The following is a 13,200-nucleotide window of genomic DNA, read 5'->3' on the forward strand; positions in this document are numbered from 1 at the left end:
ATTTCCTCCTTCAATCTATTGCAACTCATATTTATTATGATTCTTTGATTAAGCATACCACTGCTTGTGCAGCAATACCTTCGCCACGACCTGCAAATCCAAGTTGTTCTGTCGTTGTCGCTTTGACATTCACTTGGTCAATTTCAGCTTCCAAAGCTTTTGCAATGATTTCTACCATTTGCGGAATATATGGAGCCATTTTAGGTTTTTGAGCAATAATGGTTGCGTCGATATTTCCCAAACGATATCCTCGTTCACGAATAAGCGCCCATACATGGTTAAGCAATTTCAAGCTATCTGCATCTTTAAATTCAGGATCAGTATCTGGAAAATGCTTACCGATATCTCCCATTGCTAATGCACCTAATACAGCATCTGTAATCGCATGTAATAACACATCTGCATCAGAATGACCTAACAATCCCTTTTCATAAGGAAGTGTAACTCCTCCGATAATACAATCTCTTCCTTCTACAAGCTGGTGTACATCGAATCCTTGTCCAATACGAATCATTCTATTTTCTCTCCCCTACGTTGCAATACATACGACGCATAATCCAGATCATCTGGTGTGGTGATTTTGATATTTTCGTAACTGCCTTCTACCACAGCTACCGTCACACCCATTCGCTCGATCAGCATCGAATCGTCTGTACCGCGAAAATTTTCATCTTGTGCTTGTTGGTGTGCTTGCTGAAGATCGGCACTACGAAACGTTTGCGGTGTCTGAATGGCCCATAACTGACTACGATCCGGTGTATTTACGATATGCTTCTGTTGATCCACCTGCTTGATCGTATCTTTGACCGGTACAGCTAAGACAGATGCTCCTGAAGTCACTGCACTATGATAACAGTTCATAATCTGCTCTTCTGTTATAAAAGGGCGTACGCCATCATGCACCATAATCCAATCAGAGTGTATAAACTGTAGACCATTAGCAACAGATTCCTGACGGTCGTAACCTCCAGCCACCACTTTTTTCACTTTGGTCAGTCCATACTCTTTGATCCAATCCTCACAACGCTGTACATCGTCTTTACCTGTTACTATTACAATCTCATCAATAATTGATGAGTGTTCAAAGACTTCCAGTGTATGTATCAGGATCGGCTTATTTTGCAGCCTTAGATATTGTTTGCTCTCTGTTGTGCCCATCCGTGAACCTTTACCCGCGGCAACAACTATCACACCCGCTTTATTTTCCATAATCCCCATCCTTAGCCTACTGTCCTGCACTTTTAATCCTATCAAAGTGCCAAACTCCATTCCTTAATAATATACCCGTCTATAGGTACAGCACAACAATTAAAAGGAATTGTCTCTGAATCGTAGCTTATTCAGAACGATGTAACTTGGCAAAAACCATTTTTCCATTCGCTGTTTGTAATACACTGGTCACGATCACTTCACATTCTTGTCCGATATAGGATTGGCTATCTTCTACCACAATCATTGTTCCATCATCCAGATAAGCGATACCTTGCCCTGCTTCTTTACCAGATTTGATAATCGCTGTTGTTACAATTTGTCCTGCACGCAGAATAGGCTTCATAATCGAAGCAAGGGTATTCAGATTCAACACGTGGATATGCTGGAGATGACCCAGTTGTTGTAGATTGCTATCGTTGGTAATTAAGGTAGCCGATGTGTCCAAAGCCAATCGAAGCAACTTGTTATCTGTAGGCTCTGTCTCTGGGTATTGGGTATTTTGGATAATGACTTTTACCTGTTCTAGTTGTTGCAAATGAGCGATCACTTCAAGTCCTCTTTTTCCTCGATGACGACGTAACATATCTGAAGAATCTGCAAGCAATTGTAGTTCATGTAATATAAAATCCGGTATCAGTACTGAGCCCTCGATAAATCCATCCTGACATAATTCTATAATTCTTCCGTCTATCGCTATATTGGTATCGATTATTTTGCTCATCGAAGATAGTAATGGTTCGGCAGGAGATTCATGTTTCCAAAAAGAAAGAATATCTTCGCTTTTGGTAATTCCTATTCGCAATCCAACATAACCTAAAATGGTCATCAAAATCGCTCGAATAATCTCTCCTATACTTCCTAGCCATAACATAATAAATGAACTAAGTAATCCAAGCAGTAGACCTATCGCAAGCCCACTCGTTCCTGTAATCATTAACGAGATCGGTACAGTTAATAGATGGTTTTTGGTGCATTCTACAAAATGCACTAATTTACGTACACTAAGTACAGCAACAGCCAACATAATTACGATAACAGCGAGACTAATCCATAGTTCTTTCATACCTTCTTGTTCTTCAATCCAACCTTTTGGAAATCCTATTAATTGTTGCCACATGCTTGTAATCTCCTTACATAATCTATTTTTTCCATGAAAAAAAGCATTCATTTCCCGGGAAGTAGAGAAATAAATGCTTTTAAGCATAACATGTGCTGTAACGGTTTATCGAAGCGATTCTTTTTCTTTTTTAGAACGACGACGTATCAGACGATCTATACTTTGCTTCACGCCTAACAATGCATATAAAGCTAACGGTACAAAAATCAATTTGGATACCTGATTAGGAAACATGACTGCGATAAATACAGCAGCAATAATCACCCAAGGAGCCAACCATAAAGCTTTACGTGGAATACCTGCTTTTTTGAAATTAGGATAGCGTACACGACTTACCATCAAATACGACAATAAAATAGTACTTATGATCATATACGGTGTAGTCACATCATTATGAAATAAAGACAAGGTAGCTAATACACCACCAGCTGCTGGGATAGGTAATCCTGTAAAATAACCAGGAACTCCCGCACGTACATTAAATCTTGCTAGACGAAGTGCTCCACACATAGGAAAAATTAAAGATGCCGAAATCGCTAATACCGGATTTAATTCTTTAAATGCTATATCGTACATAATGATAATAGGTGCTACACCAAAAGAAACTAGATCAGACAATGAATCCAATTCTTTTCCAAACTCACTTTGCGCATTAAGTGCGCGTGCCATACGACCATCCAGACCGTCCATCAACATCGCTATTATAATCATAATGGCGGCAAGACTGTAATTATCATTCAGTGCCATTAGAATAGCTACCATTCCAAGACATAAGTTAAATAGTGTACAAATGTTTGGAATTGACTTTGTTATCATTTTTTCACCTCAAAGATGGATATATTAACCAGTTCATCTCACGATTGTAGCTAAATTAAATTTGTCTGTCAATGAATACTTGATCTTGGATACGATGCAAACCTGCTCGAATCGTCCGTGCGCGTACTTCACCGATACCTTCTACTTCATCCAGATCATCAATACTAGCGGCAATCACATGATGCAATGCTCCAAACCGTTCCACCAAATTATGGATAATCACATTAGGCAAACGTGGAATTTTACTAAGTACACGATATCCTTTAGAAGCAATCACTTCTTCGGATTGAGCCGCTGCTGTTGGATATCCCAACAACTTAATAATCTGAGTAATATCTAACAATTCATTTTCAGTAGTTCGTTTAAGACTGTTTGTAATTTCGTTGAGACGTTCTTCGCTAGTATCCCGACCATAGTCTTTTAACAATAATACAAACTCTTCTTCTGTATTTCCGATCAGTTCTTCCATTTGCATCGTAATCAAGCGACCTTCAACACCTAATTCGTTGACATAGCGGCGAATCTCTGTCTGAATACGCAATACCATTTCTACGCGTTGAACCACACCTGCAACTTCGGTAATCGTAACTAACTGTTCAAATTCAGATGCAGTCAAATTCGTGAAAGATTGACTCAATACAGCTCGGTACCGTTCTAACGTCTGAATCGCTTGATTGGCTTTTGTCAAAATAACACCAATTTCTTTTAGTGCATATCTAAGATTACCCTGATATAGCGTAATAATATTCCGACGCTGTGAAATTGAAATAACAAGTTCTCCGGTTTGCTTGGCTACACGTTCTGCTGTACGATGTCGAATCCCTGTTTCTGACGATGAGATCGAAGAATCAGGAATCAACTGCGTATTCGCATATAAAATACGTTTTAGATCATCACTTAAAATGATCGCTCCATCCATTTTACCAAGTTCATACAAGTAGTTTGGTGAAAAATCACAGTCAATTGAGAATCCTCCATCGACAACTTCTCTAACTTGCGGGCTATAACCAACCACAATCAATGCTCCTGTTTTGGCACGCAATACATTTTCCAAGCCATCTCGAAAAGCAGTGCCAGGTGCAACCATCTTCAACAAATTATTCATCTTCTCAAGCTGACCGAGTTCTTTCATCATCTTGTCCCCCTAATCTAACGCAGCCTTTAATGCTTCTGCTACCGTATTAACTCCAATTAATTGAATACCTTTAGGATGCTTCCATCCTTTCAGACTTTTTTCTGGTAAAATCACTCGTTTAAATCCTAATTTTGCTGCTTCTTTCACACGCTGCTCTGCGCGAGATACTCCACGAACTTCTCCAGTCAATCCAATTTCTCCAAAGATCACATCATCTGGTTTGGTTGGAGCGTCTTTGAAGCTCGAAGCTAAGCTTACAGCAATTGCTAAATCTACCGCAGGTTCATCCAGTTTAACCCCACCGGCTACGTTTAGATAAGCATCTTGATTTTGTAAAAACATCCCCATTCGCTTTTCCAATACAGCAATAATAAGACTCAAGCGATTATGATCTACACCTGTACCCATCCGCCGTGGAGAAGGAAAATGAGTTGCAGCAACAAGAGCTTGTAATTCAACAAGCATAGGACGTGTGCCTTCCATGCTAGCTACAACTGTTGAACCTGCTACTCCTATCGAACGTTCTGATATAAATAATTCTGATGGATTAGAGACTTCGATCAATCCATCTTCATGCATTTCAAAAATACCCATTTCATTTGTTGAGCCAAAGCGGTTTTTGACAGCTCGTAATATGCGGTACGTATGATGACGTTCCCCTTCAAAATAAAGAACACAGTCTACCATATGCTCCAACATTCTTGGGCCTGCAATAGCACCTTCTTTGGTAACATGTCCAACAAGTACTGTAGCGACACCACGAATCTTGGCTACTCTCATAAAGCGTGATGTACATTCCCGTACTTGCGATACACTACCAGGAGCACTTGTGACTTCTGGTTGATAAACCGTCTGTATCGAATCAATCACTAGAAAATGAGGATCTAATTGATCAATCGCTTCCTCGATCAAATCCATATTACTTTCACACAGTACAAATAACTGATCAGATAATGCTCCAAGTCGCTCTGCACGTAACTTGGTCTGTCTTACAGATTCTTCTCCTGATACGTAAAGAACACGTAGTCCTGCTTGTGTTAGTGCATGTGAAGTTTGTAATAACAACGTAGACTTACCAATACCAGGATCTCCACCTACTAATACTAGCGAACCTGGCACTACACCACCACCTAAGACGCGGTTAAGCTCTCCGATACCGGTCTGAATACGCGGTTCTTTCCCGCTTTCAATTTCAGTAATCGCTTGTGGTTTCTGCTTGGTTTGAAATAAAGAAGAATTCATTCCTTGCGTTTTTACGTTGCTTTCTTTTTCTTCCACCATACTATTCCAAGACTGACACCCCGGGCATTTACCATACCATTTTGGAGATTCATATCCACATTCTGTACAAAAAAACTTGGTTTTGACTTTAGCCATGGATAACTCCCTCTATATTGATGTCAACTTATTATAAGCTTAACATTCTATACGTTTTATCGTAAAACAATATTGTAAACTTTACATCTTTGCGCTACATCTTCTCTATTATAACATCAAAAAGGTTGATCCCGGAGCAATTTCTGCTCTTAAGGACCAACCTTTTATTAGACGTAAATTAGATGAAATAAGTTACACTCAGTTAGATGATTTTGCTTCATCTGATTCTGTAGTATCGATAGAAACGTTCTCTACAGGCTCTTCTGTTTTAGCTACTTTCTCTACAGTCAAAGCGCCATCTTTTTCATCGATAATCAGTGTATCACCTTTAACAATACCACCAGTTAGCAATTCTTCAGACAATTTGTCTTCGATATGCTTTTGAATAGCACGACGTAGTGGACGTGCACCATAAGCAGGATCGAATCCTTCTTTAGCCAAGAATGCTTTAGCTGTGTCTGTCAAAGTGAAATCTACAGCATATTCACGTAGACGTTTGCGAAGTTCTTCAGACATCAATGTTACGATCTCAGCAATATGTTTTTGTTCCAATGAGTGGAATACAATCGTATCATCAATCCGGTTCAAGAACTCAGGACGGAAACTACGTTTCAACTCATCTGTTACTTTGCCCTTCATGTTGTTGTAATCTGCTCCTGAATCAACAGCAGCGGTGAATCCAAGTGTAGAATTACGACGAATCGCATCTGCACCAACATTAGAAGTCAAAATAATCAACGTATTACGGAAATCGACAACACGTCCTTTAGAATCAGTAAGGCGTCCATCTTCTAGTACTTGTAGTAAAATGTTAAATACTTCTGGGTGAGCTTTTTCAATCTCATCCAATAACACTACAGAATACGGTTTGCGACGTACTTTCTCTGTCAATTGACCGCCTTCTTCATATCCTACATATCCTGGAGGAGCCCCTACTAGACGTGAAGTAGAATGTTTCTCCATGTACTCGGACATATCAATACGGATAATTGCATTTTCATCGCCAAACATAGATTCTGCCAAAGCACGAGCCAATTCTGTTTTACCAACCCCTGTAGGACCTAAGAAAATAAAGGAACCCATAGGACGTTTAGGATCTTTCAATCCAGCACGAGCACGACGAATCGCACGGCTGACAGCGATAACAGCTTCATCTTGACCGATTACACGTTGATGCAATAGATCTTCCATATTCAACAGACGATCTGTTTCTTCTTCTTTCAATTTCGTTACCGGAATACCTGTCCAGCTAGCTACAATATCAGCAATATCTTCTGGAGTAACTTCGGAATCGGTACGACCTTGTTTTTCTTTCCACTGATTTTTCGTTGTATCTAATTCTTCACGAATTTTTTGTTCTGTATCACGCAAAGCCGCTGCTTTTTCAAATTCTTGACTTTGTACAGCTGCATCTTTCTCTTTACGGATATCTTCTAAACGGCTTTCCAATTGTTTAAGATTTGGCGGAATCGTATAAGAGTTCAATCTTACTTTAGATCCTGCTTCATCGATCAAATCAATTGCTTTATCCGGTAAGAAACGATCTGTAATATAACGGTCAGACAATTTAACAGCTTGTTCGATAGCTGCATCTGTAATTTTTACACGGTGATGGGCTTCATAACGATCACGCAATCCCATTAAGATCTGAACAGCTTCTTCTGGAGAAGGTTGATCTACAGTAATGGGTTGGAAACGACGTTCCAATGCTGCATCTTTTTCGATATATTTACGGTACTCATCAAGTGTTGTTGCACCGATACATTGTAGTTCACCACGAGCCAATGCAGGTTTCAAAATATTAGAAGCATCAATAGCCCCTTCAGCTCCACCAGCACCGATTAACGTATGCAACTCATCAATAAACAGTACAATGTTACCTGCTTGACGAATCTCATCCATAATTTTTTTCAAACGATCTTCAAACTCACCACGATATTTAGTTCCAGCTACTACAGAACCCATATCTAGTGTCATAACGCGTTTGTCACGCAATGTTTCAGGAATTTCATTGTTGATGATTTTTTGTGCTAATCCTTCAGCGATTGCTGTTTTACCAACCCCTGGTTCACCGATCAACACTGGATTGTTTTTGGTACGACGGCTTAGAACTTGAATCACACGCTCAATTTCTTTGCTACGTCCAATAACAGGGTCCAAGTTACTATCTTTAGCAATAGCAGTCAAATCGCGTGCTAGGCTATCTAGCGTAGGCGTACTTACATTTGCTGGTGTACCATGATGACTGGATACTGCCTCATTACTACCAAGCAATTGCAATACTTGTTGACGCGCTTTGTTCAAGCTAATACCTAGATTATTTAGAACACGAGCTGCTACTCCTTCGCCTTCACGAATCAATCCCAATAAAATGTGTTCTGTACCTACATAGGTATGACCCAATTTACGAGCTTCATCCATAGAAAGTTCGATGACTTTTTTAGCACGTGGTGTATAAGCAATATTGGTAGGTTGTTCTTGACCTCTACCTATAAGAGATTCAACCTCATCTTGAATTTTTTCAAGTCCAAGACCTAGACCGATAAGTGCTTTGGCTGCAATGCCTTCACCTTCACGAATCAAACCAAGCAAAATATGCTCTGTACCAATATTATTGTGACCCAAACGAACTGCCTCTTCTTGTGCCAACGCAAGAACCTTTTGCGCACGTTCCGTAAATCTACCAAACATCATATCTAAAGCACCTCCACGGTTTAGTCTTGTACGTTTACTTTACTTAATGTATTACGGATCAATTGCGCGCGGTACATATCGCTTTCTCCTGACCCCATTTTAACACCGAATGTTTTCTGAAGAAAACCCGGTTGTGTCATTATCGTTAATTCGTTCATTTGTGTAACCGAAGCTTTGTCGATCAGACCCAGATCTACGCCTAGACGCACATCTGAAATGCGTTGAAATGCTTCTTTGGAATCCATCATTGTTGCATAAGACAGTATTCCATACGAACGCATAATGCGATCTGTAACACGTAACTTCGATTCACTGAGTAGACGACTGCGAGCATGATGTTCATACTCAATCATTTGCAACACAACACTATGCAAGTTATCAATGATCTCTTCTTCTGATAGACCTAATGTAATCTGGTTAGAAATTTGAAAAATATTTCCGATCGCTTCACTACCTTCTCCATATAACCCACGTACAGCGAGCCCTACTTGAGATACAGCAGATAATACACGACCTACCTGATTCATAATAGCTAATGCAGGTAAATGTAGCATAACAGACACTCTAAGCCCTGTACCTACATTTGTTGGACAACTGGTAAGATAACCTCTACGATCATCAAAAGCAAAGTCCACTACATCTTCAAAAGCATCATCGATCTGAGTAGCACGTTCCCATGCTTCTTGCAATTGAAAGCCTGGATACAAACATTGAATACGCAAATGATCTTCTTCATTGACCATAATACTAACGGATTCATCATCTGTTAGCAGAACAGCTCCACTTTTGGAGTCGTTTAGCAAATTCGGACTGATCAAATGTTTTTCCATCAAGACTTGTCGATCTACATCTTCTAATTCATCCAAAAGCAATGGCTCAAACGGTCCGAGAGCTTGAAGCGCTTCATTACTTAGCACTTCTGTTAGCTGGTTCCGTGTCTCTTGCGCCTGCTCCATATTTGCCAGAATCGGGAAAGGGTGATGTATCAGATTACGGGCTATACGCACCCTACTACTGATAACAACATCCGAATATTCTCCGCCCTTTTGCATCCAATCGCTCAAAGGTTTTTCTGTAAAACGGAGATTCGGCATAAGTTATTCCTCCTTATGACTCCTGTGAAATTTGTTTTTCTAGCTCGCGTATTTCATCTCTTAAATGTGCGGCTTCTTCAAATTCCTCATCAGCAATACGCTGTTTCAACTCTTGCTTCAAGTCAGTCATTTGACGTTTGATTTTTACTTTGATCCCGCCTCGTTTAGGAAGCTTACCGGCATGAGCAGTACTACCATGCACTCTTTTAAAAAGAGGATCTAATTGATTATCAAACGTTTTGTAACAAGAGCTACACCCAAATCGTCCTAATTTACGAAATTGAGTATATGTCATACCACATTCTTCACAATGGACATCTTCACTGCATTGACCGGCGAGTTGCCCTTTACTGCTTGAATCAAAATCCATCAACCCTGACAGTAGACTGTGAATCGAAAAGCCTCCTGAAGTTCCTGGAATCAATTCACCTTTTTCACGGGCACAAGTTTCACAGATATGAAACTCATTTTTTTCACCATTTACAATCTTTGTAAAATGAAGAGTTGCCGGTCTTACCTGACATTCTTGACAAATCATCATGTATTGCCCCTTTCTCCCGAATGATTAGGGACGAAGTAATGCAATCAACATCGCCTTCATCATTCTTGCACGGATCTCATCCCTGTAGGGAAGCTTGATCGAAATAACATCTCTACATACTGCTGCACGCATCAGTTCCGCTTCACGATTAGAAATCACTCTAGCTTCTAGCAACTGGTATAGTAAACCTTCAGCAGCTGTCTGACTCATATGCTGTCCAATACTTTCATGAATATGAGTATGAAGGATAGCCTGAGCAGGCAATTCAAGACGCCGTATACGAATATAGCCACCGCCACCACGTTTACTTTCAACCAGATATCCTTTTTCCAATGTAAAACGTGTACTAATTACATAATTGATCTGCGAAGGTACACAAGAGAATTGATCAGCTAAATCGTTACGCTGTATTTCTACTGCTCCTTCTCCACTATCTTGCAGCATTCGTTTTAGATATTGTTCGATAATGTCGGAGATATTACGCATTGTATATTCCTCCATCATGTTTTAAAACATTTACTTATTCTAAATTTGACCCATTTATCATAAGTTCAAAATAGCAGATAAATATCACTTAACCATAAACCTAATCGTAAGAAACCAAAGAAGACAGCATTTGATGATACAACAATAGATTCATGAATAATCTGATCATTATAATCAAAAGTTCATAAATCTTATTTACCATCAAATCATCAGGCATATTCACGTCATCTAATAACTGTATTCATCATTACTTTGACTACGCGCTGACTTTGACTTTCTTTGACTTTAAATTAATTATAACATATTTTCAGAATTTGCCAAGGGGTTACAACAAAATATAATACAGGAAATCATATTTTTTAGAATTTAGTTTTTCGCAATTGAATTAAATATTAATAATCTGATGATATATCGTTTTTATAATATATAGTTCTTGCTATCGTTTACTATTCTTAATATCGTTCTGGAAGTATTTGGCTTAATATCATTCTTGTAGTATTTAAGTTTTATAAAGACTGGCCCCTAATAATGTTTCCCCTAATATCTAATTTTGATAAAAACTAGACCTTGACACTCTTTTTAACTATACGTTACAATACAACAAATTCAATATATTGAAACGGCCATCGAAAGGAATCCAACCTGGAGGCGTTTTCGCCAAGAGATAGCATAAGCGAATAGTCACTGCTTGCTATTTCCTAAGTTAAACGGTTTTCGCCCGTTATCGCGAAACCTAAGAGGATCAGATACACTATCTGTATTTGATCAAGTTGGGTGGCACCGCGAGCAAAAAGCTCCTCGTCCCAAGTGATGAGGAGCTTTTTTGTGCATTTTACCTTTATATTAGGAAAAAGGAGCGGTTATTTTATGTTAGATATCCAGTATATTAAAAATCATGCTACAGCATTACAAGAGGTCGCAGATCAAAAGAAAATAAGTATATCTATTGCAGCACTTCTTGAAAAAGCTCAACTTAAAAATCAGTACTTGCAACAAATCGAACAACTCCGTCAACAACGAAACCAATTAACACAGACAATCAGTAGCCATATGCAAAATAAATCGGTATTGCCTACCGAAACTGTCCACCAGCTTAAAGACCAGGTGAAACAAATCAATCTACAACTTCAGAAATTGGAACAAACCAGTCAATCTGTTCAACTACAGTATGCTCGATTGATGGAATTAGTCCCCAACTATGTTTCTCCAGATACTCCGATCGGTCAATCAGACGCAGATAATATCGTTATTCGTACATGGGGAACACCACAACAGTTTGCATTTTCTTTTAAAGATCATATCGAACTAGGCGAAATCCATCAGATGATAGATATTACAAGAGGAGTCAAAACAGCAGGGAGCCGCAATTACTATTTAACAGGTACAGGTGCTCTATTACACAGAGCGGTTCAACAACTTGCTTTAGATACACTACTAGCCAAAGGGTATACTCCTATGGAAGTACCTACATTGGTAAGAGGCTCTGCATTAAGTAATACAGCTTTTTTCCCTTTGGGTATTGATCAGACATTTAAAATAGAGAACGAAGATAAATGGTTAACAGGAACTTCTGAAGTCGCTCTTGTATCTTATTATCAAGATGAGATCATTGATCTGTCTCAAGGTGCTATTCGTTTAGCAGCAGTTTCTCAAAATTTCCGAAGTGAAGTAGGATCAACCGGTAAAGATGTACGAGGACTTTATAGAGTTCATCAATTCGCTAAAGTCGAACAAGTTATCTTTTGTGAAGCTAATGCCGAGATATCTGAGCAAATTCATCAAGAGATCACAGCAAATGCAGAAGAATTACTTCAATTGCTAGAACTTCCTTATCAAGTAGTAGCCGTATGTACAGGCGATATGTCTCAAAAAACCTACAAACAATATGATATTGAGACATGGATGCCAAGCAGACAAAGTTATGGTGAGACTCACTCTTCTTCTAATATCCATGACTTTCAAGCTAGACGAGCTAATATACGTTATAGAGATCACGAGGGACAGCTTCAGTATTGTCATACTCTTAACAACACAGCTGTAGCTTCACCGCGTATACTGATCCCTTTGCTAGAAAATCATCAACGTGAAGATGGAAGTATCTATATCCCTGTGGCACTTCGACCTTATTTAAATCACAAAGAGCAACTATAAATATTTATACCTTGTAATAACTTCATAATTATCTTTTAAAAACGATCTTCATGTTTATTTAAGTGTAACAATTTAATTAGGTGAAATAGCGGAATCAATAGATCTACATCTATAAAACAAATCCTATATGTAAAAAACAGAATCATACAAAATAACATATAAATAAAAGAACACTTCTTTTGCTCAAAAGAAGTGTTCTTTTTTATGTATTTCGACTAATTTAGTTATTTTAATAATTGTCTTAAAACTCTGCCAAACAAGTATCTACTTATTATGAAAGAGAATTACAATGTATAAAAAATAATTAGAACAAAAAAAGAGCGACTCCTACAATCAGGAATCACTCTTTAGGTCTTGCGCGTTGCTTGGCAACGTCCTACTCTCCCAGGACCCTGCGGTCCAAGTACCATCGGCGCTGGAGGGCTTAACGGTCGTGTTCGGGATGGGTACGTGTGGAACCCCTCCGCCATCATTACCAAACGTGCAGGTGTGTTGCTCCCTGAAAACTGAATCCGAAAACGAAAACCATCGCGTGTTAGCTTATTTGGATAAGCCCTCGACCGATTAGTATTGGTCA

Annotated in this window: 11 protein-coding genes and 1 rRNA gene; 1 reads left to right on the top strand and 11 read right to left on the bottom strand. The window is 39.0% G+C overall.

Translation table 11 applies throughout. The features are described from left to right. Positions 1-34: 34 nt before the first annotated feature. The 10 genes from ispF to QCD85_RS21875 form a co-directional block, all read right to left on the bottom strand. Positions 35-514: a 2-C-methyl-D-erythritol 2,4-cyclodiphosphate synthase gene (gene ispF, locus QCD85_RS21830; protein WP_273613674.1), complete on the bottom strand. Its 480-nt coding sequence runs from the start codon at positions 512-514 to the stop codon at positions 35-37. Further along, entirely contained in the window at positions 511-1,209 is a 699-nt protein-coding gene (gene ispD, locus QCD85_RS21835; RefSeq protein ID WP_301263875.1) for a 2-C-methyl-D-erythritol 4-phosphate cytidylyltransferase, read from the bottom strand. Before ispD ends, ispF begins: the two co-directional genes overlap by 4 nt. Before the next feature lie 127 nt (positions 1,210-1,336). After that, the gene (locus QCD85_RS21840) at positions 1,337-2,329 is read right to left on the bottom strand and encodes a PIN/TRAM domain-containing protein (protein ID WP_301263876.1); all 993 of its coding nucleotides are present in this window, start codon (positions 2,327-2,329) and stop codon (positions 1,337-1,339) included. A gap of 105 nt (positions 2,330-2,434) precedes the next feature. Beyond that, complete coding sequence (gene pssA / locus QCD85_RS21845; RefSeq protein WP_069328328.1) at positions 2,435-3,145, bottom strand: CDP-diacylglycerol--serine O-phosphatidyltransferase; 711 nt, start codon at positions 3,143-3,145, stop codon at positions 2,435-2,437. A gap of 55 nt (positions 3,146-3,200) precedes the next feature. Then, positions 3,201-4,277 carry a DNA integrity scanning diadenylate cyclase DisA gene (gene disA / locus QCD85_RS21850; protein ID WP_204827281.1) on the bottom strand — a complete coding sequence of 359 codons (1,077 nt, stop codon included), beginning with the start codon at positions 4,275-4,277 and terminating at the stop codon, positions 3,201-3,203. A gap of 12 nt (positions 4,278-4,289) precedes the next feature. Further along, positions 4,290-5,657 carry a DNA repair protein RadA gene (gene radA, locus QCD85_RS21855; protein WP_204827247.1) on the bottom strand — a complete coding sequence of 456 codons (1,368 nt, stop codon included), beginning with the start codon at positions 5,655-5,657 and terminating at the stop codon, positions 4,290-4,292. 198 nt (positions 5,658-5,855) lie between these two features. Beyond that, positions 5,856-8,351 (bottom strand): ATP-dependent protease ATP-binding subunit ClpC, encoded by a 2,496-nt coding sequence (gene clpC, locus QCD85_RS21860; RefSeq protein WP_273613677.1) that lies wholly within the window; start codon positions 8,349-8,351, stop codon positions 5,856-5,858. A gap of 20 nt (positions 8,352-8,371) precedes the next feature. After that, positions 8,372-9,445: a protein arginine kinase gene (locus QCD85_RS21865; RefSeq protein ID WP_204827245.1), complete on the bottom strand. Its 1,074-nt coding sequence runs from the start codon at positions 9,443-9,445 to the stop codon at positions 8,372-8,374. 13 nt (positions 9,446-9,458) lie between these two features. Further along, positions 9,459-9,983 (bottom strand): UvrB/UvrC motif-containing protein, encoded by a 525-nt coding sequence (locus tag QCD85_RS21870; protein WP_273616361.1) that lies wholly within the window; start codon positions 9,981-9,983, stop codon positions 9,459-9,461. Positions 9,984-10,010: 27 nt separating this feature from the next. Then, positions 10,011-10,472: a CtsR family transcriptional regulator gene (locus QCD85_RS21875; RefSeq protein WP_204827244.1), complete on the bottom strand. Its 462-nt coding sequence runs from the start codon at positions 10,470-10,472 to the stop codon at positions 10,011-10,013. 867 nt (positions 10,473-11,339) lie between these two features. Between QCD85_RS21875 and serS the strand changes: the two genes are divergently transcribed. Further along, positions 11,340-12,623, top strand: coding sequence for a serine--tRNA ligase (serS, locus tag QCD85_RS21880; RefSeq protein ID WP_301263877.1), 1,284 nt, complete (start codon positions 11,340-11,342; stop codon positions 12,621-12,623). 363 nt (positions 12,624-12,986) lie between these two features. Here serS and rrf read toward each other — a convergent pair. Further along, a 5S ribosomal RNA gene (gene rrf, locus QCD85_RS21885) occupies positions 12,987-13,103 on the bottom strand. Positions 13,104-13,200 lie beyond the last annotated feature (97 nt).

The sequence above is a fragment of the Paenibacillus sp. PsM32 genome (genome assembly GCF_030433815.1).
GTDB lineage: Bacteria > Bacillota > Bacilli > Paenibacillales > Paenibacillaceae > Saccharibacillus > Saccharibacillus kyungheensis.